At 63.5% G+C, this 25,160-nt stretch carries 25 protein-coding genes; 9 read left to right on the forward strand and 16 right to left on the reverse strand.

Features of this window, described 5'->3' with window-relative positions:
- Positions 1 to 3 precede the first annotated feature (3 nt).
- Positions 4 to 996, reverse strand: coding sequence for a YheT family hydrolase (locus NUH88_RS01610; RefSeq protein WP_257769561.1), 993 nt, complete (start codon positions 994 to 996; stop codon positions 4 to 6).
- Positions 986 to 1,900, reverse strand: coding sequence for an alpha/beta fold hydrolase (locus NUH88_RS01615; protein WP_257769563.1), 915 nt, complete (start codon positions 1,898 to 1,900; stop codon positions 986 to 988). Before NUH88_RS01615 ends, NUH88_RS01610 begins: the two co-directional genes overlap by 11 nt.
- Positions 1,901 to 2,025: 125 nt before the next feature.
- Between NUH88_RS01615 and NUH88_RS01620 the strand changes: the two genes are divergently transcribed.
- From NUH88_RS01620 to NUH88_RS01640, 5 genes are all read left to right on the forward strand, one after another.
- The gene (locus NUH88_RS01620; RefSeq protein ID WP_257769565.1) at positions 2,026 to 2,493 is read left to right on the forward strand and encodes a GNAT family N-acetyltransferase; all 468 of its coding nucleotides are present in this window, start codon (positions 2,026 to 2,028) and stop codon (positions 2,491 to 2,493) included.
- Between the two features lie 33 nt (positions 2,494 to 2,526).
- Positions 2,527 to 2,997: a hypothetical protein gene (locus NUH88_RS01625; RefSeq protein WP_257769566.1), complete on the forward strand. Its 471-nt coding sequence runs from the start codon at positions 2,527 to 2,529 to the stop codon at positions 2,995 to 2,997.
- Positions 2,998 to 3,090: 93 nt separating this feature from the next.
- Positions 3,091 to 4,245 (forward strand): CaiB/BaiF CoA transferase family protein, encoded by a 1,155-nt coding sequence (locus tag NUH88_RS01630; protein ID WP_257769567.1) that lies wholly within the window; start codon positions 3,091 to 3,093, stop codon positions 4,243 to 4,245.
- Positions 4,242 to 5,771, forward strand: a complete 1,530-nt coding sequence (locus NUH88_RS01635) for an aldehyde dehydrogenase family protein (protein WP_257769568.1) — start codon at positions 4,242 to 4,244, stop codon at positions 5,769 to 5,771. The genes NUH88_RS01630 and NUH88_RS01635 overlap by 4 nt, the downstream gene beginning before the upstream one ends.
- A gap of 38 nt (positions 5,772 to 5,809) precedes the next feature.
- Positions 5,810 to 8,227 carry a penicillin acylase family protein gene (locus NUH88_RS01640; RefSeq protein WP_257769569.1) on the forward strand — a complete coding sequence of 806 codons (2,418 nt, stop codon included), beginning with the start codon at positions 5,810 to 5,812 and terminating at the stop codon, positions 8,225 to 8,227.
- 6 nt (positions 8,228 to 8,233) lie between these two features.
- Here NUH88_RS01640 and NUH88_RS01645 read toward each other — a convergent pair whose 3' ends face one another.
- Positions 8,234 to 8,836 (reverse strand): outer membrane protein, encoded by a 603-nt coding sequence (locus tag NUH88_RS01645; RefSeq protein ID WP_257769570.1) that lies wholly within the window; start codon positions 8,834 to 8,836, stop codon positions 8,234 to 8,236.
- A 201-nt stretch (positions 8,837 to 9,037) separates the two neighbouring features.
- Here NUH88_RS01645 and NUH88_RS01650 point away from each other — a divergent pair, with 201 nt between their 5' ends.
- The gene (locus NUH88_RS01650) at positions 9,038 to 10,276 is read left to right on the forward strand and encodes a threonine ammonia-lyase (protein WP_257769571.1); all 1,239 of its coding nucleotides are present in this window, start codon (positions 9,038 to 9,040) and stop codon (positions 10,274 to 10,276) included.
- A 3-nt stretch (positions 10,277 to 10,279) separates the two neighbouring features.
- Here the strand turns inward: NUH88_RS01650 and NUH88_RS01655 are convergent, their stop codons facing one another.
- The gene (locus NUH88_RS01655) at positions 10,280 to 10,756 is read right to left on the reverse strand and encodes a flavin reductase family protein (RefSeq protein ID WP_257769572.1); all 477 of its coding nucleotides are present in this window, start codon (positions 10,754 to 10,756) and stop codon (positions 10,280 to 10,282) included.
- A 202-nt stretch (positions 10,757 to 10,958) separates the two neighbouring features.
- Here NUH88_RS01655 and motA point away from each other — a divergent pair, with 202 nt between their 5' ends.
- The 3 genes from motA to NUH88_RS01670 all read left to right on the forward strand — a co-directional run bounded on the left by motA (position 10,959) and on the right by NUH88_RS01670 (position 13,702).
- On the forward strand, positions 10,959 to 11,819 hold the full coding sequence (gene motA, locus NUH88_RS01660) for a flagellar motor stator protein MotA (protein WP_257769573.1): 861 nt from the start codon (positions 10,959 to 10,961) through the stop codon (positions 11,817 to 11,819).
- An 82-nt stretch (positions 11,820 to 11,901) separates the two neighbouring features.
- Positions 11,902 to 12,969 (forward strand): flagellar motor protein MotB, encoded by a 1,068-nt coding sequence (locus NUH88_RS01665; RefSeq protein ID WP_257769574.1) that lies wholly within the window; start codon positions 11,902 to 11,904, stop codon positions 12,967 to 12,969.
- 10 nt (positions 12,970 to 12,979) lie between these two features.
- Positions 12,980 to 13,702: an arginyltransferase gene (locus NUH88_RS01670; protein ID WP_257769576.1), complete on the forward strand. Its 723-nt coding sequence runs from the start codon at positions 12,980 to 12,982 to the stop codon at positions 13,700 to 13,702.
- Here NUH88_RS01670 and NUH88_RS01675 read toward each other — a convergent pair.
- From NUH88_RS01675 to rpoZ, 12 genes are all read right to left on the reverse strand, one after another.
- Positions 13,699 to 14,187 carry a GNAT family N-acetyltransferase gene (locus tag NUH88_RS01675; protein ID WP_257769577.1) on the reverse strand — a complete coding sequence of 163 codons (489 nt, stop codon included), beginning with the start codon at positions 14,185 to 14,187 and terminating at the stop codon, positions 13,699 to 13,701. The two genes, NUH88_RS01670 and NUH88_RS01675, sit on opposite strands and share 4 nt — an antisense overlap.
- A gap of 3 nt (positions 14,188 to 14,190) precedes the next feature.
- Positions 14,191 to 16,401, reverse strand: coding sequence for a DNA topoisomerase IV subunit A (gene parC, locus NUH88_RS01680; protein ID WP_257769578.1), 2,211 nt, complete (start codon positions 16,399 to 16,401; stop codon positions 14,191 to 14,193).
- Positions 16,402 to 16,503: 102 nt separating this feature from the next.
- Complete coding sequence (gene recO / locus NUH88_RS01685; protein ID WP_257769579.1) at positions 16,504 to 17,253, reverse strand: DNA repair protein RecO; 750 nt, start codon at positions 17,251 to 17,253, stop codon at positions 16,504 to 16,506.
- Positions 17,240 to 18,079, reverse strand: a complete 840-nt coding sequence (locus tag NUH88_RS01690; protein ID WP_257769580.1) for a potassium channel family protein — start codon at positions 18,077 to 18,079, stop codon at positions 17,240 to 17,242. The genes recO and NUH88_RS01690 overlap by 14 nt, the downstream gene beginning before the upstream one ends.
- 67 nt (positions 18,080 to 18,146) lie before the next feature.
- The gene (gene era / locus NUH88_RS01695; RefSeq protein WP_257769581.1) at positions 18,147 to 19,049 is read right to left on the reverse strand and encodes a GTPase Era; all 903 of its coding nucleotides are present in this window, start codon (positions 19,047 to 19,049) and stop codon (positions 18,147 to 18,149) included.
- On the reverse strand, positions 19,042 to 19,716 hold the full coding sequence (rnc, locus tag NUH88_RS01700) for a ribonuclease III (RefSeq protein WP_257769582.1): 675 nt from the start codon (positions 19,714 to 19,716) through the stop codon (positions 19,042 to 19,044). The genes era and rnc overlap by 8 nt, the downstream gene beginning before the upstream one ends.
- Before the next feature lie 7 nt (positions 19,717 to 19,723).
- A complete protein-coding gene (gene lepB / locus NUH88_RS01705) occupies positions 19,724 to 20,440 on the reverse strand; it encodes a signal peptidase I (protein WP_257769583.1) in 717 nt (238 codons plus the stop codon).
- Between the two features lie 134 nt (positions 20,441 to 20,574).
- Positions 20,575 to 20,997 carry a holo-ACP synthase gene (gene acpS, locus NUH88_RS01710; protein ID WP_257769584.1) on the reverse strand — a complete coding sequence of 141 codons (423 nt, stop codon included), beginning with the start codon at positions 20,995 to 20,997 and terminating at the stop codon, positions 20,575 to 20,577.
- 8 nt (positions 20,998 to 21,005) lie between these two features.
- Positions 21,006 to 21,761, reverse strand: coding sequence for a pyridoxine 5'-phosphate synthase (locus NUH88_RS01715; protein ID WP_257769585.1), 756 nt, complete (start codon positions 21,759 to 21,761; stop codon positions 21,006 to 21,008).
- A 16-nt stretch (positions 21,762 to 21,777) separates the two neighbouring features.
- The gene (locus NUH88_RS01720) at positions 21,778 to 22,356 is read right to left on the reverse strand and encodes a DUF2062 domain-containing protein (protein ID WP_257769586.1); all 579 of its coding nucleotides are present in this window, start codon (positions 22,354 to 22,356) and stop codon (positions 21,778 to 21,780) included.
- An 85-nt stretch (positions 22,357 to 22,441) separates the two neighbouring features.
- A complete protein-coding gene (locus NUH88_RS01725) occupies positions 22,442 to 24,589 on the reverse strand; it encodes a RelA/SpoT family protein (RefSeq protein ID WP_257769587.1) in 2,148 nt (715 codons plus the stop codon).
- Between the two features lie 102 nt (positions 24,590 to 24,691).
- Positions 24,692 to 25,087 (reverse strand): DNA-directed RNA polymerase subunit omega, encoded by a 396-nt coding sequence (rpoZ, locus tag NUH88_RS22245; RefSeq protein ID WP_308220086.1) that lies wholly within the window; start codon positions 25,085 to 25,087, stop codon positions 24,692 to 24,694.
- Between the last annotated feature and the right edge of the window lie 73 nt (positions 25,088 to 25,160).

The raw sequence follows: 25,160 nt of genomic DNA on the forward strand, positions 1-25,160 counted from the left end.
CTTTCAATGCGCCGGAATTGCCCGCTTCTCTTCCAGGAAACGCTCGGCCATCCGAAGGTGCCAGCTACCGCCACGATCGTGAAACCCGACATGACCGCCGTCAAGCGGCAGCAGCGGGGTCAAGCTCGGGCTCGCCGCCCAGTCGACATCCAGATATATCCCGCCGGGGATCCATGGGTCGTTCAGGGCGTGAACGACAAGTGTCGGCACGGAGATGCCGCGCAGGAATCCCTTGGCCGAGCATTTCGCGTAATAGTCCCGCGCGCTCTCGAAGCCGTTGCGCGCCGCGATGTGACGCTCGTCATACTCGACAGTCGTGCGCGCGCTGCGGATCGCGGAAAGCTCACGCGCCGAAAGTCCCGGCGTCGCCAGCGCCTGCAGCTTCATGTTTTTCAGCAACCAGCGATGATAGAATCTGTTGCGCGGCTGGATGAAGCGCTCGGACGTCCGGGCGAGATCCAGCGGCGCCGAGATGGAGACCGCCGCCACAATATCGGGCGTCGGCCTTTCGCCCAGATATTTGAGCATCATGTTCGCGCCGAGCGAGACGCCGAAAAGGACAAACCGGTCCGCGATCCCGTGAGCACGAAGCTGCGCCAGGACCGCGGCGAGATCGTCGCTCCGTCCGGCATGGTAGGCGTGCGTGCAGGCGGCCCGGGTCGGTCCGGCACCGCGCAGGTTAAGCCGCAGGACCCGGAGTCCGGCAGATACGAAATAACGCGCGGCATCGCGCATGTGGAAGCTGTCCTCGCAGCCGGTGAGGCCGTGGATCAGCACCACCAGCGGCGCCCCCTCCACCGGAGTGGCCGGTATCTCGAGAACGCCGCTCAGCCGGTCGCCGCTGCCGTCCTCCATCGGAAAGTCGAGGCGCTCGGAGCGCACCGAGTCTATTCGGGGCGTGCCCCCGACAACAAAGCTGCGGAGCGTCTGCAGGTCGCCGCCGACCCAGGGCATTCCGGCACGGAACGGCGGATAGGCGGGCTTGTCAGGAAGCATCGCCCGCGCCGTCCCCCGTCTCGCCCTCTTCTGCTTCCTCGTCCTCGTCAGCCGGTTCGAACTGCATCAGCCATTCGTGCACGGCCGAGATCTGCGCCTCGTCCATCAGCGCCGGCGCATGGCCGCATCCCTCGAACTCGATCAGGTCGGCTTTCGGACCGCGCTGCGTCATCTCTTCGGCGGTTTCCCGCGTCAGGAGATCCGAGTTCGCACCGCGCAGAACCAGGGTCGGGCATTGGATCGCGTCGTAGATCGCCCAGAGATCGACGTCATCGATCGGCCCGTCGAAGGCCTCTCCGATCGCTGGGTCGTAATGCATCCGGTAGGTGCCGTCGGGTTCGCGCACCACGCTGTGCTGGGTCATTTCGGACCAGTCGGCATCGGAAAGTTCTCCGAAATCAGCCAGCGTCTCGCGTAGATAGTCCCCTGCCGCGTTGAGATTCTCGAAGACCGGCGGCTCCGTCACATAGGTCCCGATCCGCTCCAGCGCCGCCTTTGGAATGAATGGGCCGACATCGTTCAGGATCAGCCGCTTGATTGGCCCGTCCTCCCGTGCCGCCAGCAGCATGCCGATGATGCCTCCCATCGAAGTGCCGAGCCATTCGACCTCGGTCAGCCCGCGATAATCCAGCAGCGCATCCGCATGGCGGATATAGGTTTCGAAATTGTAGCCGTCCTTGTTGGCGAGCCAGCCGCTCCGCCCGCGCCCGGCGACGTCTATCTCGATGCAACGGATGTCGCGGCTGACGATGCGGGCGAGCGCATCGAAATCCCGTCCCTGGCGGGTCAGGCCATGCACGCAGATCATGGTGCGCGGCAGCGTGCGCCTGCCCCAATCCGTGAAGGCAAGCCAGATGGTGCCGTGATCGTCGGTGAAGGGAAAGCTGCCCTGGTCCGGTCTCATTGAAACGCCTTTCGGATGTCCCGCGACATATTCCCACCGGCCGGTCGCGCGTCAAGTACGGAGCCCCTTGTCCGCCTGCCGCATACTGCTAAGGTCCGCCGTCGAGCGCAGTGGGAGAGCTAACAATGTCAAACGCGGGAAGCGTCCGGGTGGTTCCCGTCGCCGAACGGCACAAGCAGGACTGGCGCCGGCTCTATGACGGATATGCCGCCTTCTACAAGGTGCCGATGACCGACGAGATCGCCGGGGCGGTCTGGGGATGGCTGCACGATCCGGCGCATGTGATGAACTGCCTGATCGCCGAGGACGAGGACGGCAAGGCGATCGGCCTCGCCCATATCCGCGCCATGCCGCGCCCGCTCTCCGGAGCCGAATGCGGATTCCTCGACGATCTCTTCGTCGACCCGGACGCGCGCGGCAAAGGCGTCTTCGAGGCGCTCTTTGCGGCGATGGACGAAATGGCGCAGAAGAACGGCTGGGCGATGGTCCGCTGGCTGACCCAGGAGTTCAACTATCGCGGCCGTTCCGCCTACGACCGGATCGCGACCAAGACGCCCTTCATCCTCTACCAGCGCGACACGCCTGCGGGCTGATTCGCCGACCTGAACCGAACGGGAGAGAGACCGATGCCCTATACCATGATCATCGCGCTTGCCATCCACATCGTCTCGGCGGTGATCTGGGTCGGCGGCATGTTCTTCGCCTATTCCGTCCTCCGCCCCTCGATGGGCACGCTCGAACAGGCGCCCGACCGGCTCCGGCTCTGGCGCGCGGTCTTCGCCCGCTTCTTCCCCATCGTCATCGTCGAGATCGTGCTGCTGCTCGGCAGCGGCTACTGGATGATCTTCATGGAGTACGGCGGCTTCGCCTATGCCGGCATCCATATCCACATCATGAATCTCACCGGCTTCCTGATGATGGGCCTCTTCGGCCATCTCTGGTTCGCCGAATGGAGCAAGTTCCGCCGTTTCGTCGATACGGAGGACTTCGCGGCGGCCGGCGCGCGGCTGAACCGCATCCGCATGATCGTCGCGACCAATCTCGGCCTCGGCTGGATCACGATCATCGTCGGCGCGACCGGTCGTTATTGGGGATGAGTTTGTTGCCGGGGCGCGGCTTGCCGCGCCCCATTCCATCCCTTACAAATTCGCCCGCTGAACAGGTAACGAAATCAAGAAGGACTTAAGCGCATGGCAGCGTCAGGAGGCCCCCTTTCCGGGGTGACGGTGGTCGATCTCTCGCGGATCCTCGCGGGGCCCTATTGCACGATGATGATGGCCGAGCTCGGCGCCCGGGTGATCAAGGTGGAAACACCGAATTCCGGCGACGACGCACGCCACTACGGCCCCTTCATCAACGGCAAGTCGGCCTATTTCCAGTCCGTCAACCGGGGCAAGGAAAGCATCGCACTGAACCTCAAGGACGAGGGCGACAAGGCGATCCTCGACAAGCTGCTGGAGAAGGCCGACGTCATCGTCGAGAACTTCCGGCCCGGCACCATGGAGAAGCTCGGCTTCGGCTGGGAGCGGCTGCACGAGAAGTTCCCGAAACTGATCTACGTCTCCGCCTCCGGATTCGGCCATTCCGGCCCCGACATGTACCGCCCGGCCTATGACATGGTCGTACAGGGCATGGGCGGCATCATGAGCATCACCGGCCACGAGGGTGCGCCGCCGACCCGGATTGGCACCTCGATCGGCGATATCGGCTCCGGCCTCTATGCCGCGATCGGCGCGATGTCCGCCCTTGTCCACCGCGGCGCAACCGGCGAAGCGACCAAGGTCGACATCTCGATGTTCGACTGCCAGCTCGCGCTGCTGGAAAACGCCATCATGCGCTATTTCGTCTCCGGCACCGCGCCGGGGCCGCTCGGCGCCCGCCATCCTTCGATCACGCCGTTCGAGGCGTTCCACACCGAGGACGGCTACATCATCATCGCCGCCGGCAATGACGGGCTCTTCCACAAGATGGCCGACGCCCTCGGCAGGCCCGGCTGGAAGACCGACGACCGCTATCTGACCAACGATCTCCGTAGCCAGCATCAGGAATATCTGAAGGTCGAGATCGAGGCCGTGCTCGGCACCAACACGACTGCCCACTGGGGCAAGATCATGGACGATGCCGGCGTGCCGAACGGCCCGATCAATAATGTCGGCCAGGCGGCGGAGCATCCGCAGGCGGCCGCCCGTAACATGATCGTCGATGTCGACGACCCGGTGACCGGGGCGATGAAGGTCGTCGGCAATCCGATCAAGCTGACCGCATTCGAAGACCCGAACAGCCGCGTACCCGCGCCGAACCTGGATCAGGACCGCGAGCGCATTCTGAAGGAGCTTGGACTATGAACCTGATGCGCAACGAGCTCGATTTCTCAAGCGAACCGTCGCTGACCCCGAACACCGATCCCTACGCGCTGGCGAAAGCGCTGTCGGGCCGCCACCTGATCGGCGGCAAGCTGGTCCCGGCGAAATCCGGCAACAGCTTCGAGGTCATCGACCCTGCGACCGGCAGCGTCATCGGCTACGGGGCCGAGGGCGACGAGCAGGACGTGAACGAAGCGGTCGCGAATGCCGCCGCCGCGCAGAAGGAATGGGGCAAGATGCGTGCCCGCGACCGCGGTGCGCTGATCCATAAATGCGGCGAGGTTCTGCAGGACCATGTCGAGGAGCTCGGCCGCCTGATCGCGCTCGAGACCGGCAAGGCGCTGCGCACCGAAAGCCGTGTAGAGGCCTCGATCCTCGCCGACGCCTTCCTGTTCCATGCCGGCCTCGCCTCCGAGCTGAAGGGCGAGACCGTCCCGCACCATCCGGAGATGCTGACCATCACGGTGCGCGAGCCGATCGGCGTCGTCGGCGCGATCATTCCCTGGAACGTGCCGCTGCTGCTGATGGCGCTGAAAATTGCCCCGGCGCTGGTCGCGGGCAACACGGTTGTCGTGAAGTCCGCCGAGGAAGCGCCGCTGACCGTGCTGCGCGTTTGCCAGATCCTCGCCTCCGTGCTGCCGGCCGGCTGCTTCAACATGCTCTCCGGCTTCGGCCCCGAATGCGGCGCCCCGCTGGTCGCCCATCCGAAGGTCGGCAAGGTGACCTTCACCGGCTCCGTCGAGACCGGCAAGATCGTCTACAAGACTGCGGCCGACAAGCTGATCCCGGTGACGCTGGAGCTCGGCGGCAAGAGCCCGATGATCGTCATGAAAGATGCCGATATCGACAAGGCGATCGGCGGCGCCGTCACCGGCATGCGCTTCACCCGCCAGGGCCAGAGCTGCACCGCCGCGAGCCGCATGTTCGTGCATGCCGACGTGCATGACGAGTTCGTCGCCAAACTGCGCGAGAAGGTCGACGCCATGGTGATGGGCGACCCGCTCGACGAGAAGACCGATATCGGCACCATCATCTCGCCGGAGCAGTTCTCCAAGGTGAAGGCCTATATCGACCACGGCAAGGGCGAGGAAGGCGCGGAAGCGGTCGAATGCTCCGCCATGCCAACCGATCCGAAGTTCAAGGACGGCCTCTTCGTCCGCCCGGTCGTCTTCCTCGGCATGACGAACGACAGCAAGCTCGCCCGCGAGGAGATTTTCGGCCCCGTCACCTGCGTCCTCAAATGGACCGACGAGGAGGAAGTGCTCGCCGCCGCCAACGACAGCGACTACGGCCTCGCCGCGACAGTCTGGACCAACAACCTGAAAGCGGCCCTGACCTTCACAGAGAAGCTGGAGGCCGGCTTCGTGCAGGTAAACCAGAACCTCGTGGTGCAGCCGGGCCTTTCCTACGGTGGCATCAAGCAATCCGGCATCGGCAAGGAAGCGACGCTGGAAGCGATGCTGGAGCACTTCACGAAGAAGAAGACCATCATCTTCAACAAGACCTGATCGCCAGAGCGATCGAACCGCCGAGTGAGAGAAGGCCGATGAAGAGCTGGGTGAAACGTCTTGCGGTCGGCTTTGTCTTCGCCATTCTGGGCCTAAATTTCGCGGCCGCCGGGCTCCTGATATGGCTCGGCGGCTCACTCCCCCAGATCGAAGGAGAGAAGCGGCTTCCCGGCCTTTCGGAAAGCGTCGAGATCCGGCGCGACGACGCCGGCATCCCCGTGATCCGTGCCGCCTCGATGGCGGACGCCACCTTCGCTCTCGGCTTCGTCCATGCGCAGGACCGGCTCTGGCAAATGGAGTCGATGCGCCGGATCGGCGCGGGCCGCCTGGCGGAGATCGTCGGCACGCTTTCGGAGAGCCTCGGCGAGGAGATTCTTCCGATCGACCGTTTCACCCGGGGGCTCGGATTCTACCGGCGTGCGGAAGCAGCCTACGAGCGGGCCTCTCCGGAACTGAAAGCGGCGCTCAAGCACTATGCGAACGGGGTAAACGCCTATCTCGCAACCCGCGAAGGACCGCTGCCGCCAGAATTCGTCGCCCTCTTCCACGAGCCGGAACCCTGGACGCCTGCCGACAGTCTCGTCTGGCAGCAGCTCATGGCGTTCCAACTCGGCACCAATTGGGCGGATGAGCTCGTACGCCTGCGCATGGCGGAGGCCGGCCTCACTGCCGCGCAGATCGATTTCCTCTACCGTGAGGCCGACGGCGGAGCGTCCCGGCCGATCGAGATCAAACAGGGCCGGATCGCACCGCACCTGCTGGACCAGGCGGTCCGTTTCGCCGCTTCAATGCCGCCGCAGCTGGCACCGCAGGGAGCGTCCAATGCCTGGGCGCTTTCCGGATCCCGCACGGAAAGCGGCAAGCCCCTGCTGGCGAACGATCCGCATCTCCGGCTGACCAATCCGAATCTCTGGTACCTCGCCCGGATCGAAACGCCCGAGGGCGTCCGCGTCGGCGGCACGGTACCGGGCGTGCCATTCCTGGTGCTTGGCCACAACGGCAAGATCGCCTGGGGCTTCACGACGCCGAACGCCGACATTCAGGACCTCTTTATCGAACAGATCGATCCTTCCGACCCGGCGCGTTACCTCGCACCCGGCGGCAGCCGCGCCTTCGAGACGCGCGAAGAGCTGTTCCTTGTCGGCTCCAGGGAAAGACGCGAGACCTTCCGGAGCACCCGCCATGGCCCCGTGCTCTCCGACATCACGGGCCGCGCCGAGAGCATCGACGCGAGCGCTGTACTTGCGATCGCGGCCCCGTCCTTCGCGACCGACGATGCCAGCCCGGAGGCCTTCTTCCGCCTGAGCGGCGCCTCCTCCGTGCCCGACGCGATCGATCTGCTGCGCGATTTCTCAAGTCCGGCGCAGAACATCACCCTCGCGGACCGTGACGGCAACATCGCCCTGCTCTTCGCCGGCCGGGTACCGGAGCGGGTTGCGGCAGACGGCTTCCTGCCTGCCGAGGGCACACAAGAGAGCGGCGACTGGACTGGGTGGGTCGAACGCGACCGCCTGCCGCTGCAGCTCAATCCGGAGAGCGGAGCGGTGCTGCAGGCCAATAACCGTCTGGCCGGAAGCGATCCGGACCTCTCGCTCGGTCGCGAGTTCGAGGCCCCGTTCCGGGCGCAGCGCATCCGCGCCGCAATCGAAGATATGGGCGACAAAGCGACCCTGAACATGCAGACCGGGCTGCAAATGGATACGCTCTCCGTCGAGGTTTCCGGCATGCTCGACCTGCTTCTGCCGCGTCTGCGCGCGGAAGCGCTCACGGACGGCGCGCGCGCCGCAGTGGGAACACTCCGAGCCTGGGACGGGAGGATACAGCGCGACCGGGCGGCGCCTCTCATCTACACGCTCTGGACCTCGCTCCTGCACCGGCGGATCTTCGGCGACGAGCTGGGTCATCTGATCAAGGAATACCGGCGGGTCCGGCCGCATATGTTTGAGGCGGTCATCCGGGAGGCACCGGAATGGTGCGACGATATCCGCTCGGACGCCGTAGAGCCTTGCGAGACCGCTATCCGGGAAAGCCTTGAAGAGGCGATTGCGCGGCTGACCGCGAAATACGGCGCAGACCAGACCGGCTGGCTCTGGGGGCGGGCCCACGAGGTAGAATTCCGCCACCTGCTCTGGTCCCGTGTTCCGGTACTCCGGGACCTGCTGAACGCCTCGCCTGTCACCGACGGCGGCGACTACACGGTCAACCGGGGCAGCCCGAGCGTGCGGATCTCGGACGGAGATTTCAGCTTCCCGCACGTACACGGCGCCGGGATCCGGGCCGTCTACGATCTTTCCGATCTGGACGCCTCGCTCTTCAGCACCAGCCTCGGTCAGTCCGGCAACCCATTCTCGGAGCATTATCAGGATCTGGCCATTGCATGGGCGGACGGCAGTTACAGGACAGTCGGCTCCGGTCCGGCCCCGGGAACGAGGACGCTCATATTGCGGCCCGAATAGCCGGGATCAGAAGCGCAACCGCGCGCCTAGCGTGAAGTTCTGGGCAAAGCCGCTCGGATCCTCGTCCGAACGCAGGCTCTGTTCGGCCCGCCCGGTATAAAAGGCACGGTATTCGGTGAAGAAGTCCCAGTTCTCGTTGATCGCGTAGGACGCCCCGACACCGAGTTCGAAGGCCGGCGCCAGTTCCTCCTGCCGGTCAAGCCCGGTGCCGTAGGCCAGCCCCATGCCGGCGATCATATGCGGGCGCACCCCCCAGCCGCTGAGTTCAGCAAAGGAATGGTCGAAATAGATCGAAAGCACATCGCCCGTGCCGTAGGGGTCCGGGCCGCGTCCAAGGCCGATTTGCCCGGTGGGGGTACCGAGATCGGAGTACCGGAAAGAGAAAGTGTAGCGCTCACCGGAGCGAAACTCGTCCAGGCCGCGCCGGTCCGGAGAAACCAGATCGAAACCCTCGCCGCCGCCGACCAGACCGTTACGGTCCGTCTCGGCGCCGAGAAAATACCAGGAATTCTGCCGGTCGTCGCTCTGCTGGGACAAGGACGGAGTCGACCATCCCGCAACTGCGAGGCAAATCGCGGCAGACGTCAGAATACGGTCAAGGCAGGACATTTCTAGTCCCTCCAACAACACTGCGTTCCCGGTGAGTCCCCTATTCCTCCCGTGAACGGCGCTGGTTCGTAACCTCCCGCTTGCCCGGACTCTTACCATGCTCTAGCAAACGCGGGAAACTGAATCAGAGCCACGTGAATAGGTCCCGGTGGTGGTATCAGAGCTAGCAAGATCGGGGCCAGTAGAGCCGGAGCGGAAGATATGGGACTGGCGGTTTCTTTCGAGGACATTGAAAAGGCTCGGGAAACACTTTCGGACAAGGTTCTCCGGACACCCTCGATCACTGCTCCCGCTCTTGGCGAGGCGCTCGGTGTCGACCTCACTCTCAAACTGGAAAACCTCCAGCGAACGGGTTCCTTCAAGGCGCGCGGAGCTTATGTGAAGCTCGCAAGCCTTAGCGAGGAGGAGCGACGGCGCGGAGTTATTGCCATGTCCGCAGGCAACCATGCCCAAGGCGTCGCCTATCATGCCACGGCGCTCGGGATCCGCTCAACCATCGTCATGCCCGCCGCAACCCCGTTCACCAAGGTGGAGAAGACCCGCAATTTCGGTGCGACCGTGGTTCAGTATGGCGACACCCTCGCCGAAAGCCGGGAGAAGGTTGAGGAACTCGTCACCGAACACGGCTACATCCTGATCCATCCCTACGACGACCCGCTGATCATCGCCGGTCAGGGAACCGCAGGCCTTGAGCTGATGCAGGACGTTCCGGACCTCGACACCCTGGTCGTCCCGATCGGCGGCGGCGGGCTGATTTCCGGCATCGCGCTCGCGGCCCGGCATTTCAATCCGAACATCGAAATCATCGGCGTCCAGACCGAGCAGTATCCCTCGATGTATCAGGCCTTGCGCGGTGAAGAGCCGCAATTCGGCGGGGAAACACTCGCGGAGGGCATTGCCGTCAAGGTTCCCGGCAAGCTCACGATGAAGATCTGCAGCGAACTGGTCTCGGAGATCATTCTGGTCGGCGAGACCGAGATCGAGCGCGCAGTGAACGGCTGCGCCGAGCATCAGAACCTCGTCGCGGAAGGCGCCGGAGCCGCCGGCATCGCGGCGATGCTGAAAGAGCCGGATCGCTTTGCCGGCAAACGGGTCGGAACGGTGATCTGCGGCGGCAATATCGATCAGCGGATGCTGGCCACGGTGCTGCTGCGCGGTCTGACGCGGCACGGACGGCTGGCGCGCCTGCGTATCGACATCACCGACCAGCCGGGCACCCTCGCCCGTGTCGCCGGGATTATCGGAAAATCGGGCGCCAACATCGTCGAGGTGCACCACCAGCGTATGTTCCAGGACGTGCCGGTCAAGAAGGCGGAGCTGGAGGTGCTGGTCGAGACCCGGAACCCGGACCATGTGCTGGAAATCGTTGCGGAGCTCGATGCCGCAGATCTCAAAACCCGCGTCATGAGCAACATGGCGATGGAAACGGCGCCGCTCTGATCCTCAGGCAAGCGCCTGATAGGCGCCGCGATAATAGAGAAGCGGCGCGGAGTCGCCTGCTACCGGCCCGAGCCGCTCCACGCGGCCAATCAGGATCGAGTGGTCGCCGCCCTCATGCACCGCGTGCAGTTTGCAGTCCATCGCCGCCAACACGCCGCGCAACACAGGAGCGCCGGTTTCCCACGTATCGAAATCGAGCCCTTCAAAACGGTCAGCTACATCGGTGCTGAAGCGAACGGAGAGAGAGGCCTGATCCGCCGCGAGGATGTTCACCGCGAAACAATCCCCCTCGACGAAGGGTTGATGGCAGGCCGCGTCTTTTCCCAGACAGACGAGAACAAGCGGCGGATCGAGCGATACCGAGGAGAAGGAACTTGCCGTGAAACCGTGCAGGCTGGCCCCGTTGGCCGTGGTAACGACAGTGACACCGGTTGCAAACCGGCCCATCACGTCGCGAAACTGATCGCCTGTTACGGACATTGCGCCCCCCGCTCCAACAATGGCCGACGACAGATTGTACGGCCCCGATTACCGCTCTCGGCCCACGCGGTGAAATGGCGCATTCCGCACCGTAAATCAAATGTTTACCCCTTGTTGTTTACAAAATACCGAAATTTGAGAGATATTATGCATTGGTGTTTCTCGATATACGTTCAGGAAATATAAGCGGACGGAGAGTCAGATGCTGGTGATCATCGGGTGGATCGTCGTCACCGTCTGCGTCATTGGCGGGTATATGGCCATGGGCGGCAAGCTCGGGCCATTGTGGCAGCCGTTTGAGCTTGTCATCATCGGCGGCGCCGGCGTCGGCGCATTTATCGTTGCCAATCCGAAGCATGTTCTCGGTGCTGCCGGCCGTGGTTTCGGCGCCGCGCTTAAGGGCCCCAAATACTCCAAGGACGACTATCTCGAGCTGCTCAGTCTGATGTACGCGATCTTCAAACTCGCGAAGACCAAAGGCATGCTCGCTATCGAATCTCATATCGAAAGACCTGAAGAGAGTTCGCTCTTCCAGGCCTTTCCAAAATTCTCCTCCGACCACCACGCGCTCGATTTTCTCTGCGACTATCTCCGGATGATGACGCTCGGCACCGACAATCCGCACGAGCTTGCTGATCTGCTGGACGAAGAGTTGGAGACCCACCACGCGGAAGACGCCGCAGTTGCGGGCGCCTACCAGACCATGGGTGACGGCTTCCCCGCTCTCGGGATCGTTGCGGCGGTGCTCGGCATTATCAAGACCATGGGCTCGATCACCGAACCACCGGAGGTGCTGGGCAAGCTCATCGGCGGCGCCCTGGTGGGTACCTTCCTCGGTATTCTTCTCGCTTATGGCTTCGTCAGCCCGCTTGCAGCGACGATGGGCCGTACGTTCGAAGCCGACGCGAAATACATGGGGTGCATCAAGGCTGGTCTTTTGGCCCACGTTTCCGGGTACGCGCCGGCCGTCTCCGTCGAGTTTGCCCGCAAGACCCTGATGTCCAAGGATCGCCCGTCCTTCTTTGAAGTCGAGGAGGCTGTCGCAGCCTTGCCGCCGGTCTAGTACGGACCGATATGGGCATGCAGAACGCAATCGAGGTGACGCGAGGTAGACGCGCGCGCCGGCCAATCGGGAAGACGAGAGCTTGGACAATCACGCCAGCATAGTCATCAAGAAGGTCAAGAAGGGCGGCCATGGCGGACACCATGGCGGCGCCTGGAAGGTTGCCTACGCCGACTTCGTGACCGCGATGATGGCCTTCTTCCTGCTCCTCTGGTTGCTGAACGCGACCACGGAGGAGCAGAAGATGGGTATCTCCAACTATTTCGATCCGACCGCGATCTCCCGCTCCACGCGAAGCGGCTCCGGCGGTGTGCTCGGCGGCACCTCCATCACGGTGCCGGGCGCACTGAAGTCCGCCTCCTCCCCGCCGATGATCTCCACCCCCCAGGTGGCGCGTCCCCAGGCCGAGCGGACGGAGTCCACGGATCCCGATTCAGACGATCCGGAGAACATCGAATCCCGCCTCGGCAGCGAAGACGATGCCGAGGGACTGATCAGCGCCGAGGATCTCGAGAAGCTCCTTGAGGAACGCGAGGCGGCCCAGTTCCAGGCGGCCGAAAAGATGCTGCGCAAGGCGATCGAGGAATCCGACGATCCCGAGATCCAGAAGATGGTCGAGGATGGCGGTCTGCAGATCGACCAATCGCCGGAAGGTCTACGTATCCAGCTGCTCGACCAGGAAAAAACGGCGCTCTTCCCGCTCGGCAGCGCCGACATGTTCGAGCAGACCCAGAAGCTGCTCGCCAAGGTCTCCGAGATCATCGCCAAGCTGCCGAACAAGATCAAAATCTCCGGGCACACGGACAGCCGTCCCTTCCCGCCCGGCGCGACCTATACCAACTGGGAACTTTCCGCCGACCGTGCGCTTTCCAGCCGCCGCGCGCTGATCTCCAACGGTATCCCGCAGGAGCGCGTGGCGCAGGTCGTCGGCATGGCGGATACAGACCCGATTGAACCGAACGACCCGAGCGCGCCGAGCAACAGGCGGATCAGTATCGTCCTGCTGCGAACCGATTTCAGCGACCAGGCCGCCAGCGCCGCGGCGGCCGGACGTCAGCAAGAGCCCGCTGTGCAGCCGACCGAGACCACATTGCCAACCGTTTTGCCGGATAATGGCTCGGCACTTCCCCCGGTAAGGTCCGGAGGCTAGTCTTTACCTGATGTTCGACAATCTCAGAGCCCGCCCGCTGGCGTTCTTCCATACGCTGCCCATGCCCTGCCCCTATCTGCCGGGCAAGACCGAGCGGCGCCTGATCGCGGACATTTCCAGCCGGCGCGGTCAGCACGCGCACGACTCGCTCGCCAAGGCCGGTTTCCGGCGCACCCAGCATCTGACCTACCGGCCTGCCTGCCCCGGATGCAACGCCTGCCACCCAGTGCGCGTGCGCTGCGCCGACTTCCGCTGGTCGCGGACCTTCCGCAAACTCCTCAAGCGCAATAGCGACCTCACCGGCCGCCCGGTCCAGGCCATCGCCACGCGGGAGCAATACGCGCTCTTCCATGCCTATCAGCAGGGCCGCCACGGCGACGGCGAAATGGCGATGATGGATTTCGCCGATTATGCCGAGATGATCGAGCGTTCTCCGATCGAGACCTACCTGATCGAGTATCGCGACGCGGCGCATCGCCTTCTGGCGATCATGCTCGTAGACGAGCAGGAAGACGGCCTCTCCGCCGTCTACAGTTATTTCGACACCGAGGACCCTACACGCGGCTTCGGCACTTACATGGTGCTCGACCTGGTCCAGCAGGCCACATCCCGGGGCCTTGACTATCTCTATCTCGGCTACTGGATCCCGGATTGCCGGAAGATGTCCTACAAGACCAAGTACAAGCCTTACGAACTGCTGACGCCGGAAGGCTGGGTCGAGGCTTCCGACTAAGTCTTCAGCCTTTCGACGCCAATCGGTTTCGCCATATCGACGATGACATCGCCCGGGCGCCGCGGGCTTGGCCGCTTGCCGGTTACCGCATATCCGAGATGCCGGTACAGGTCGATATTCCGGGCCATGCGCTGATTCGTATAGAGCTTGATGTCCGGGTGGCCGCGCTCCGCTCCCACGCGCTCGGCGAAGTCCAGCATCGCCGGCCCCAGTCCTTTTCCCTGCAATGACGGGCTTACGGCAACGCTGAATACTGTCCAGTCGTCTCCGTCGGGCTCCATCTCGATGACCGCGGCGAGAGAACCGTCGCCGTCCGTCGCAACCCAGGCCAAATCGGCCCGAATGAATCGCCCGTGATCTGCGTTGACAGGCATAGGTGCGAAGCCCATCTCGGCAACCCATGACGCATATGCCTGCCGTGTCAATTCGGCGATCGCCGGTTCATCCGCCGGTGTGGCGGCGCGAATTGGGTATTGCGCGTCCACGCCTCACGTGAACCTTGCGGGACGCGGGAAGCCGGTCGGCGGCATCTTGCCCGCGCCCGCGCGCTTGCCACGCCAGGTAGTGAGATCTGTCTCGGTGCGGGTCCGTCCGCCCTGCAGGCTCCAGGAGAGCCCCTCCTCCGCCTTGAGGAACGTGATGTCGCCGAGCTTTCCGTCGCGATAGCGCTGCAGGATCACGCCCTTGCCGCGCGCCATTTCCGGCACTTCAGAGGTTTCGAAAACCAGCAGCTTGCGGTTGGTGCCGACCACGGCGATCAGGTCGCCCTCGACCGGAAGGCAGACCTGCGCCTTGGCGGAGCCGCCGGGATTGAGCACCTGTTTGCCGGCCTTCTTCTGCGCGATCACGTCGTCGCTGTTCACGATGAAACCGCGCCCGTCGGTTGAGGCCAGCAGCAGGCGCTGCCCCGCGCTGTGCGGCAGGATCGCGACGATGTCCTCCTCGTTACCGAGATCGATCATCAGCCGCAGCGGCTCGCCATGTCCCCGGCCCTTCGGCAAACGGTCGGCCGCGACAGTGAAGAAGCGCCCGTCGCTGGCGAAGATCAGGATCTTGTCCGTGGTCTCCGCCCGGACGAGGAATTTGCCCTGGTCGCCTTCCTTGAACTTCAAATCCGCATCGTCGGCGATATGGCCTTTCATGGCGCGGACCCAGCCTTTTTCGGAGCAGATCACCGTGATCGGCTCGCGCTCGACCATGGCCTCCATCGGGACGACGACGTCGGACGGCGGCGCGCCGATCTCCGTACGCCGGCGGCCCAGTTCGGTCGATTTCGCGAATGTGCGGCGGATCTCGGAGATCTCGCCCGAGACCGCCTTCCAGCGCAGCCCCTCGTCGGCGAGGAGCGCCTCGATTTCCGCCTTTTCCGCCGTCAGCTCCTCGAACTCCTTGCGGATCTCGATCTCCTCGAGCTTGCGAAGGCTGCGCAGCCGCATGTTGAGGATTGCTTCGGCCTGCCGCTCGGTCAGCTCGAAGCGGCGGATCATCTCGTCCTTGGGATGATCCTCCTCGCGGATGATGCGGATCACCTCGTCGATATTGAGATAGGCGATCAGATAACCGCCGAGAACCTCCAGCCGGTCCTCGATCTTGCCGAGCCGGTGTTTGGAGCGCCGGACCAGAACCTCGTGCCGGTGATCCAGAAACGCCTTCAGCGTTTCCGGCAGGGACATGACTCGCGGCGTCTGTTCGGCGTCGAGCACGTTGAGGTTCAGGTTGAACTTGATTTCGAGATCGGTCTGCCGATAGAGGCTCTCCATCAGCACTTCGGGGTCGACATTCCGGCTCTTGGGCTCGACCACGATGCGCACGTCGGCCGCCGACTCGTCGAGGATATCGCCCAGCATGACCAGCTTTCTGGCCTGCATCAGCTCCGCGATCCGTTCGATCAGGCGGGATTTCTGCACCTGGTAGGGGATCTCGGTGATGACGATCTGCCAGGTGCCGTTCTTCAGCGGCTCGACCTCGTAATTGGCGCGCAGGCGGAAGCTGCCGCGCCCGGTACGATATGCCTCGATTACCTGTTCACGGCTTTCCACCAGCTTGCCGCCGGTCGGGAAGTCCGGCCCCGGGATCATGTCGACCAGGGTCTCGATCCGCGCTTCCGGATGCTTGATCAGGTGCAGCAGCGCGTCGCAGAGTTCTTCCACGTTATGCGGAGGAATATTGGTCGCCATGCCGACCGCGATGCCCTGCGCGCCGTTCGCCAAAAGGTTCGGGAAGGCGGCCGGCAGCACCATCGGCTCGCTGCCCTCACCGTCATAGGTCTGGCGAAAATCGACCGCGTCCTCGTCGATTCCGCGCAGCAGCAGCTCGGCAACCTCGGTCATGCGCGCTTCGGTGTAGCGCATCGCCGCCGCGTTATCGCCGTCGATATTGCCGAAATTGCCTTGCCCGTCGACCAGCGGATAGCGCACGGCAAAGTCCTGCGCGAGCCGGACCATGGCATCGTAGATCGCCGCGTCGCCGTGCGGGTGGAACTTACCCATCACGTCGCCGACCACGCGGGCGGACTTCTTGAAGGCCTCGTCGGGCGAGAGCCGGAGCTGCCGCATGGCGTAGAGCAGACGCCGGTGCACCGGCTTCAGGCCGTCGCGCACATCCGGCAGCGAGCGCGCCATGATCGTCGACAGGGCATAGGCGAGATAGCGTTCGCTCAGCGCGTCGCCAAGCTGGGTTTCCCGAATGTCAGGCAGCATGGATCTTGTGGACCTTCATCTAACGATACGCGAGATATTGTATTCGAGCCGCCCGGCGCTTCCAAGAAGAGAGAATGGTCGAAAGCCGCCCGAGGACGATTTTCAACCCATCGTATCGGATGCCGCGTGCCCCCCGATCCGATCGCGGAACCGGGTGCGCGGCGCGGGACTCTGCTCGCCCTGGGTGTTGAAGAGATGCTTCTCCAGAAAGTGTCCGGTCAGATCGAGCCCCTTGAGCAGATCCGGAAAGTCACCGCCACCGCGGCCGATCAGAAAATCCGGCATCGGCAGCATACGGTCCCGGTAGGGCTCGCCGGCGGAAAGCGAGACCGCGCGGCCGGTGCGAGGGCTGACATAGGCGAGATCGTCGTTGCTCCCCGTTGCGGCGCACTCCGAAAGATCCAGCCCGTAGCCGAGTTCCGCCAGAAGCCCCAGTTCCCAACGGACATAGACCGCGATCCAGAGATCGCCGAGCGCCTCATTCCCCATAGCGTCTATCAGAGCCAGAAAGCCGGCATGGATCGCGGGATGAGGCTCTCGCTCCGGCAAGGCCCTGTCAGCCACCGCGCAGACTGCGGTAAGCCCTGACAGCTTCAGGGGATCGTCGAAATGTGCGGCGGCGTGGCTCGCATCCAGCTCCAGCGTATAACTGCCGAGCTGTTCGGCCAGCCGGGCACGCCACACAGCACGGACCGCGTTGCCAGGCTGCAGTATTCCCTTCTGCTTCGAGGACGAACCGCCGCGCACCAGACCCGCATGACGGCCATGCTGCTCGGTGAGCAGGACCACGATGGCCCCGGTCTCGCCATGCGGGCGGACCGAGAGGACGATCCCGTCATCAGTCCATTCCACGTGGGTGCCTCTCGCCGTCCGCCGCACCGTGGGTCGCCTCGTCATGGAGCCGGTGCCGGCGGTGCTCCTGATGCACCGCGGAAAGTGCGGCGGCGAAAATTCCGGCCGGCATGGCGACGAGCCCGACCCCCGACAGGGCAACCAGCCCTCCCAGAATCTTCCCGACACTGGTAACCGGAAAGACGTCGCCATATCCGACGGTCGTGAGCGTTGCGATCGCCCACCACATCGCGCGCGGGATACTCCCGAAAGCGTCCGGCTGGACATCTTTTTCGGCGAGATAAAGCAGGGTCGCGGAGACGATCATCATCGCGAACGCCATAAGCGTGCTGAAGATCAGCTCGAAGCGGCGCTCCGCGATACTGTGCCAGACCTCCCGCGCCGCTGTCGTGAACGGCCCTCCCCGCGCGAGCGTCAGGACCCGGAACAGGCGCAGCAGGCGCAGGACGAGAAAATCCGCTCCGTCGAGACGCAGGTCGAGGAACAGGATGACGAACGGCGCTACCGCGATCAGGTCGACGATGGCAACGGGCGTGAAGATGTATTTGACCCGTCCCCAAAGTCCCGCGTACTCGCGCCGCTCTCCGATCGACCAGACCCGCAGGATGTACTCGACGATGAAGATCCAGCCGAAAAAGGTCTCGACGCTCAGGAAGAGCCCGGGAGCCCGTGCCCGTATACTCGGCTCCGTCGCCAGCACGACAGAGCCGACCGAGAGCAGGATCGCGGCGATCAAAAGCTTGTTGGCGACGGAAATGCCTTCGCCGGGATGGGCTCTCACGTCGAGCTGGCGCCAGACCCGATGGCGCAGGCTATCCACTGGCACGACCTCTAAGCATCCGAGCAGCCTTTCCGAACACGTTCACTTGCGCCCCGGGCCTATCAAAGGTGATTCAGGCGTCCGGGTCGAGACCCCAGTCGCGATAGCGTTCGGGATCGTCGATCCAGTTCTCGCGCACCTTCACGAAGACGAAGAGGTGGATGCGCTTGTCGAAGATCTCCTGCATCTGCCGGCGGGCCGCGGCACCGATCGCCTTGATCATGGCGCCGTTCTTACCGAGCATGATCTTCTTCTGACCCTCGCGCTGAACGAAGATCACCTGATTGACGACGGCGCTGCCATCCTCCTTCTCCACCCACTGCTCGGTCTCTACGGTTGCCGCGTAAGGCAGTTCCTGATGCAGCCGGTTGAACACCTCTTCGCGGGTGATCTCGGCCGCCAGCAGGCGCAGAGGCAGATCCGTCACCTCGTCAGGCGGATAGAGATAAGGTCCCTTGGGCATACGCTCGGCGAGATAGGCGAGCAGATCTTCGCAACCGTCCCCGTTTTCGGCGGAGATCATGAAGGTTTCCTCCGCGATCCCGCTTTCCGCGAGATCCGCCGCGAATGGCAGCAACGCCTCGCGCTGGGTCGCGTCGATCTTGTTCAGCACCAGGATGACCTTGCGCCTGGATTTCTGCAGTCCCTCGATGATCCGCCGCGTGTCCGCATCCACCTTCTTGCGAGACGCGTCGACCATGAGCACGACGAGATCGGCATCGCCGGCCCCTTCCCAGGCCGCGTGCACCATGGCGCGGTCGAGCCGATGTTTCGGCTCGAAAATGCCAGGCGTATCGACAAACACGATCTGGGTATTTCCGTGCATGCAGACGCCGCGAATCCGCGTGCGCGTGGTCTGCACCTTGCGCGTCACGATGGAGACCTTATAGCCGACCAGCCGGTTCACCAGCGTCGACTTGCCTGCGTTCGGGGCGCCGACGACGGCAACGAAACCGGCGCGGGTATCTTCAGTCATTCAGTTTCGCAATCATCTTGCCCGCCGCATCCTGTTCGGCGATCCGTTTCGATTTGCCGGTTCCGGTCTGCGCGCCATGCCCCTGGACGGAGACCCTGACGGTGAACTCCGGCGCGTGGGCGGGGCCGTCCCGGCCAATTGTCTCGTAGGTCGGCAGCGGGATTTTCCGGGCCTGAACCCATTCCTGCAGCGTCGTCTTCGCATCTTGCGGCGGCCGCAGATCGGCTTCAACCAGTGGATTCCAGCATTGCAGAATAAAGCGCTGCGCCGCGCCGAGACCGCCGTCGAGATAGAGCGCACCGATCACCGCTTCCATGGCATCGGAAAGGATGGTTTCGCTTTCCCGCACTCCTGCCTCGGTCTCGCCGCGGGAGACGATCAGGAAGCGCCCAAGGCCGATCTGACGGGCAACCTCGGCCAGGGCCTCCCGGCGCACCAGGCCGACATGGCGCTTGGCAATGGCTCCCTCGCGCTCATGCGGAAAACGGTCCAGCAGGTGCTCCGCCATCACGAGGGCCAGCACCCGGTCACCGAGAAACTCCAGCCGTTCGTATGCATTCCAGGCACGCGGTTCGGCGCTGGCATGGGTTACCGCCCTGCGCAGCACGTCGGTATGACCGAACTTGTGGCCGAGCAGTTCCTCAAGATCTTCGAGATCGCTATCCATCTTGCGGTTACTCAATGGCCTGGAACAACCTTCCGTATCTCGTTGCGAACGGCCACTTCCAGAACTCGTAGCCCCGCGCGCTTCCGTCCGTGGAGAAGAACAGGAACTCGGCGCGGCCAACGAAATTCTCGAACGGCACCATGCCGACGGAGCCGTCGCGACTGTCGAGGGAATTGTCCCGGTTGTCGCCCATCATGAAATAGAGGCCTTCGGGGATCTCGAACTCGCGCGTGTTGTCATGCTGCGCGCGGTCGCCCATGGCTTCAAGGATGTGGTGTTCGACGCCGTTCGGCAGCGTTTCGATGTATTGCGGGATCGAGACCGAACGGCCGTAGGGGTCGGTCATGACGTAGTCCTCGATCCGGCGGCGCGGCACCATCTCGCCATTGATGAAGAGACGGCCCTGCTTCATCTGGATCCGGTCGCCTGGAAGCCCGATCACGCGCTTGATGTAATCCGTGGATTCATCCGTCGGTTTCTTGAAGACGGCGACATCGCCGCGCTCCGGCGTCGAGCCCATGATGCGGCCCTCGAAGAACGGCGGCGAGAATGGCAGGGAGTGACGGCTATATCCGTAGGACGGCTTGGAGACGAAGAGATAATCGCCAACCAGAAGCGTCGGAAACATCGAGCCGGACGGAATATTGAAAGGCTCGTACGCGACGGTCCTGAAAATGACCGCAATAAGCACGGCATAGACGAGAGTCTTGATGAATTCCCGCATGATACTCCCGGGGGCGCGGTGATGGTCTTTCTGATCTCATATCAGTGACGGAGGGCCGTCACGTGCTGTCCGCGGCAGCGGCGGGCAAGTCGCCATGTATGCCGCATTCCCCGGGACGCGGCAAGCGGGACACCCTATATAACCGAATTGTCTCGAATGCCCGGCGTCTCGGCGGAGATCACGACAAAAGCCTGCGCCATCGGCGGCTCGTCCGTAAGACTGAGATCGACCCGGGCGACCAGTCCCGCAGGCGTAATCGCCTCGAGCCGCGAGGCGGCGACCCCGCTCAGCTCGAAGGACGGCTTTCCGGACGCATCATTGACCACCTCGAGCTCGCGCCACTGGATACCCGGGCGGTCTTCTTCGCCGAGCGCCTTCCAGATCGCTTCCTTGGCGGCGAAGCGCTTGGCGTAGACCGCGGCCCGGTTTGCTTTCGCGTCGGCGCGCGCCCGTTCCCGTTCGGTGAAAATGCGTTCAAGGAAACGGTCGCCGAAGCGGTCGATGGACTTCTGGATACGGGTGATGTCGACGAGGTCGCTACCGATGCCGAGGATCATGCGGTTACTCAGGCGCCGATCCGGCCGGAGGCATCGGCGCGCGCCTTGTCCATCAGCGCACGCATGCGCCGGATCGCACTGTCAAGGCCGCCGAAAATGGCCTCTCCGACAAGGAAATGGCCGATATTCAGCTCGTGGAACTCAGGCATCTCCGCGATCTGTCCCACTGTATCGAAAGAAAGTCCGTGCCCGGCATGCATTTCAAGCCCCCGTTCGGCGCCATATCGCGCCGCCTCGCGGATCCTTTCGAGATGAGCGCTCCGTTCGGCCGGTGTCTCGGCATCGCAATAGGCGCCGGTATGCAGCTCAACCACCGGCGCGCCGAGCGAAACGGCGGCATCGATCTGCCGCTTGTCCGCCTCGATGAACAGGGAGACGCGGATCCCCGCTCCTTTCAGTTCCGAGCAGAACCGTGTCAGGTGATTGTGCAGCCCGGCGGCGTCGAGGCCGCCTTCCGTTGTCACTTCCTCGCGCTTTTCCGGCACGATGCAGGCCGCGTGCGGACGGTGCTTCAGCGCGATCGCAAGCATCTCGTCGGTCGCCGCCATCTCGAAATTCAGCGGCAGGTCTATTTCCCCGGTCAGGCGCTCGATATCGCCGTCCGAGATGTGCCGGCGGTCCTCGCGCAGATGCGCGGTGATACCGTCCGCCCCCGCCTCCGCCGCCAGGCGTGCCCCGCGCACCGGATCCGGATGGCCTCCGCCCCGGGCGTTCCGGATCGTCGCCACATGATCGATATTCACACCGAGCCGCAGGTAGTTCATCGCCTTCCCGTCCCCATTACGACACGCGTCCCTCGGCCGTCTGCCGGGCTACGGCCTCGGCGCGCCTCTGGATCTTGCGTGCCCGGTAGCCGTGGATCATGCCAGACAACGGCAAATACAAGAGAACCCAGACCGCGAGCCCCGTCAGAACGCCGCCGACCAGCATGGTCAGCAGCAGATCGAGGCTTTGGCCCAGAGTTTCTCCGGAAATGATCCCCACAATCATGTCGAAGGTCAATTGCGGCGGCGCTTCGCTTTCCGGCGAGCCGACGATCCAGCTGCCGACCTTGTAGGTCCAGAGCCAGATGAAGGGGAAGGTCCAGGGATTGCCGATCGCGGTGCCGATGGCGGACGCGAGGATGTTCGCGCGGATCGCCCAGGCCAGCAGGCCGGCCAGAATGAAGTGGAAGCCGATCAGCGGCGTGAAGGAGGCCGCCGCGCCGCAGGCAAAACCGGCGGCGATGCTGTAGGGCGTCCCCTGCATCCGCCCGAGCCGGTGCCCCATATAGCGCCAGAGGCGCGCAAACCCCATGCGCGGCCAGACGAACTCGCGAACCTTCGAACCAATACCCAGCGTATGCCGGCGCTTGAACATTGACGCCGAACCTTTCCCTCTGATCGCTCACGCAGCGCCGTTACCTCCCCGTGCCATCGGGGACCGACGCCATTCTTAAATTGGGTCAGCCCCGCGCCCGGTCCACCGAATTGATGACCGGTGTCGCCCGCAGGGCCGCGATGATTTCCGTCAGGTGACGAACATCGCCTACCTCAACATCGATATACAACTCGAAGAAGTCCGTCGAGCGGTTCACGATTTTCAGGTTGATGATGTTGCCCCGGCTCTTGCCGATAACGGTGGAAAGGCTGCCGAGACTGCCCGGCTCGTTGGCCAGGACGACGTCGAGCCGGCCGACATACATACCGCTCTCTGTCTCCAGATCCCAGGAGACATCGAGCCAACGTTCCGGCGTCGCGTGGAAGTTTTCCAGCGTGTCGCAGTCGATCGTGTGGATCGTCACGCCCTTGCCGGTGGTGACGATGCCGACAATGCGCTCACCCGGCAGCGGATGACAGCAACGCGCGTAATGAACCGCCATGCCCGGGATAAGCCCCTTGAGCGGCACCGCGTCGGCACTACCCTTGCGCGCTTTCGTCCGTGCCCGGGTGATCGGTACGACATTCTGCTTGTCCGGCGCAGGAAGAGTCTCGGGAACGGCGGCGTGCAATACCTCGCGGTCGCTCAGCACTCCTTCGCCGACGCCGGCGAGCAGGTCTTCGACGGTCTCCGAGTGGAATTTGGAGAGCACCGGCTCCAGCACCTTGTCGGAGTATTTCTGCGCTTCCTGGCGGAAGACCTTCTGCATGATGGCACGGCCGAGATCGGCGAATTGCTGGCGCCGCTGCAAGCGGACGAAACGCCGGATCCGCGCCTTCGCCTTGCCGGTGACGACGAACTGCTCCCAGGTCGGCGACGGCGTCGAGGTCTTGGAGGTCGAAACCGCGACCTGGTCGCCGTTCTTCAGCGGGGTGGTCAGCGGCATCAGACGGTCGTTGATGCGAGCGCCGACGCAGCGGTCTCCGACCTCCGAGTGAACCGCATAGGCGAAATCGACCGGCGTCGCGCCGCGCGGCAGAGAGATCAGGTCGCCTTTCGGGGTAAAGCAGAAGACCTGATCCTGGTACATCTCGAGCTTGGTGTGCTCGAGAAATTCCTCCGGTCCGGAGGCATGCTCCAGAATTTCCAGAAGCTCACGTATCCAGCGATACTTCTTGCCTTCCCGGCTGTGCTCCGGCCCCTCCTTGTAGACCCAGTGCGCAGCCACGCCGAGTTCGGCCACTTCGTGCATGTCGCGCGTTCGTATCTGCACTTCGATACGCTTTCTGAGCGGTCCGATAACCGCGGTATGGAGCGACTGGTAGCCGTTCGGCTTCGGCGTGCTGATATAGTCCTTGAAACGGCCCGGGATGACCGAATACTTGCCGTGAATAGCTCCCAGAAGCTGGTAGCATTCCCCGACATCGTCGACCACCAGCCGGAAAGCCATGATGTCGGAGAGCTGTTCGAAGCCAACATCCTTGCGCTGCATCTTCAGCCACACCGAATAGGGAGATTTTCTCCGCCCTGAGATGTCCGGCTCGATGCCGACGCCTTTCGCGGTTTCCAGCAACTCCCCGATAATCCGGTCGACCGTATCGCTGCCCTCGTCATAGAGGTAATCGAGCCGTTTCAGGATCGAGCTGCGGGCATCCGGATTGAGTTCCGCAAAGGCCAGGTCCTCAAGTTCGTCCCGCATCGCCTGGATACCGATCCGCTCGGCCAGCGGCGCATAGATATCCATGGTTTCCGCGGCGATCCGCCGGCGTTTATCCTCGGACCCGATGAAGTGCAGCGTCCGCATGTTGTGGACACGGTCCGCGAGTTTCACCAGAAGGACGCGGATATCCTCGCTCATGGCGAGGACGAGCTTGCGGAAATTCTCCGCCTGCTTGGTACGGTCGGACTGAAGTTCGATCCGGGTCAGCTTGGTGACACCGTCGACGAGGCGGAGGATGTCCGCCCCGAAGAGCCTCTTGACGTCATCCGGCGTCGCGTCCGTGTCCTCGATCGTATCGTGGAGCAGTGCCGTGATGATCGTGCTCGTGTCGAGCCGCATGTCGGTCAGAATACCGGCGACTTCAAGCGGATGAGAGAAATAGGGATCGCCTGAGGCCCGCGTCTGCGAGCCGTGCATCTTCATGGCGTAGACGTAAGCGCGATTGAGCGCGTCCTCGTCCATGCCGGGGTCGTAGTTCTTGACCCGTTCAACCAGTTCGTACTGGCGGATCATGCGCGCGCTCCTTGCCGGGTACGCGCACGCACGGCGCTAGATCCGCGACGGGCGGGCCCTGCCCCGTCGCGGCATCGGCAGAAGGCAGAAAGCCGGAACGGCTTACCCTTCGCGTCCGAGGACCTCTTCATCAACGTCCTCGAATCCGCCAGCGGCGCCGTCTTCCTTCGCAGACTGGATCTGCATGCCCAGCGCATCGGCGGCTTCCTCGATGGCAGCGCCGCCATCGGCCTCGATCGCGCTCATGTCCTCTTCTTCCGGACCGTCATCCTCGACGATACGCTGCAGGCCCTTCACCAAGGCTTCCTGAAGCTCTTCGATATCGACGGTGCGGTCCGCAATCTCGCGCAGCGCGACGACCGGATTCTTGTCGTTATCCCGGTCCACCGTCAGCTGTCCGCCGGCGGAGATGTCCCGCGCGCGCTGACCGGCGACCATAACCAGATCGAACCGGTTCGGAATTTCCAAAATGCAGTCTTCAACCGTGACCCGTGCCATGGGTGTGCGTCCCGTTTCAAAAGATACCGGAAAGAGAGATATATATTGCTACAAGGGGGCGGGAGCAAGTGAA

The sequence above is a fragment of the Nisaea acidiphila genome, assembly GCF_024662015.1.
In the GTDB taxonomy this organism is placed as follows: Bacteria; Pseudomonadota; Alphaproteobacteria; order Thalassobaculales; family Thalassobaculaceae; genus Nisaea; species Nisaea acidiphila.

What these genes read in the sequence shown, in the direction of transcription:
- NUH88_RS01650 (WP_257769571.1), top strand. Translation starts at nt 9,038, where the DNA reads ATGGGACTGGCGGTTTCTTTCGAGGACATTGAAAAGGCTCGGGAAACA.
- NUH88_RS01615 (WP_257769563.1), bottom strand. Translation starts at nt 1,900, where the DNA reads ATGAGACCGGACCAGGGCAGCTTTCCCTTCACCGACGATCACGGCACC.
- NUH88_RS01620 (WP_257769565.1), top strand. Translation starts at nt 2,026, where the DNA reads ATGTCAAACGCGGGAAGCGTCCGGGTGGTTCCCGTCGCCGAACGGCAC.
- NUH88_RS01725 (WP_257769587.1), bottom strand. Translation starts at nt 24,589, where the DNA reads ATGATCCGCCAGTACGAACTGGTTGAACGGGTCAAGAACTACGACCCC.
- NUH88_RS01610 (WP_257769561.1), bottom strand. Translation starts at nt 996, where the DNA reads ATGCTTCCTGACAAGCCCGCCTATCCGCCGTTCCGTGCCGGAATGCCC.
- NUH88_RS01630 (WP_257769567.1), top strand. Translation starts at nt 3,091, where the DNA reads ATGGCAGCGTCAGGAGGCCCCCTTTCCGGGGTGACGGTGGTCGATCTC.
- rnc (WP_257769582.1), bottom strand. Translation starts at nt 19,716, where the DNA reads ATGGATAGCGATCTCGAAGATCTTGAGGAACTGCTCGGCCACAAGTTC.
- rpoZ (WP_308220086.1), bottom strand. Translation starts at nt 25,087, where the DNA reads ATGGCACGGGTCACGGTTGAAGACTGCATTTTGGAAATTCCGAACCGG.
- acpS (WP_257769584.1), bottom strand. Translation starts at nt 20,997, where the DNA reads ATGATCCTCGGCATCGGTAGCGACCTCGTCGACATCACCCGTATCCAG.
- NUH88_RS01625 (WP_257769566.1), top strand. Translation starts at nt 2,527, where the DNA reads ATGCCCTATACCATGATCATCGCGCTTGCCATCCACATCGTCTCGGCG.
- NUH88_RS01670 (WP_257769576.1), top strand. Translation starts at nt 12,980, where the DNA reads ATGTTCGACAATCTCAGAGCCCGCCCGCTGGCGTTCTTCCATACGCTG.
- era (WP_257769581.1), bottom strand. Translation starts at nt 19,049, where the DNA reads ATGACTGAAGATACCCGCGCCGGTTTCGTTGCCGTCGTCGGCGCCCCG.
- NUH88_RS01635 (WP_257769568.1), top strand. Translation starts at nt 4,242, where the DNA reads ATGAACCTGATGCGCAACGAGCTCGATTTCTCAAGCGAACCGTCGCTG.
- parC (WP_257769578.1), bottom strand. Translation starts at nt 16,401, where the DNA reads ATGCTGCCTGACATTCGGGAAACCCAGCTTGGCGACGCGCTGAGCGAA.
- NUH88_RS01640 (WP_257769569.1), top strand. Translation starts at nt 5,810, where the DNA reads ATGAAGAGCTGGGTGAAACGTCTTGCGGTCGGCTTTGTCTTCGCCATT.
- NUH88_RS01655 (WP_257769572.1), bottom strand. Translation starts at nt 10,756, where the DNA reads ATGTCCGTAACAGGCGATCAGTTTCGCGACGTGATGGGCCGGTTTGCA.
- lepB (WP_257769583.1), bottom strand. Translation starts at nt 20,440, where the DNA reads ATGCGGGAATTCATCAAGACTCTCGTCTATGCCGTGCTTATTGCGGTC.
- NUH88_RS01720 (WP_257769586.1), bottom strand. Translation starts at nt 22,356, where the DNA reads ATGTTCAAGCGCCGGCATACGCTGGGTATTGGTTCGAAGGTTCGCGAG.
- NUH88_RS01645 (WP_257769570.1), bottom strand. Translation starts at nt 8,836, where the DNA reads ATGTCCTGCCTTGACCGTATTCTGACGTCTGCCGCGATTTGCCTCGCA.
- motA (WP_257769573.1), top strand. Translation starts at nt 10,959, where the DNA reads ATGCTGGTGATCATCGGGTGGATCGTCGTCACCGTCTGCGTCATTGGC.
- NUH88_RS01715 (WP_257769585.1), bottom strand. Translation starts at nt 21,761, where the DNA reads ATGAACTACCTGCGGCTCGGTGTGAATATCGATCATGTGGCGACGATC.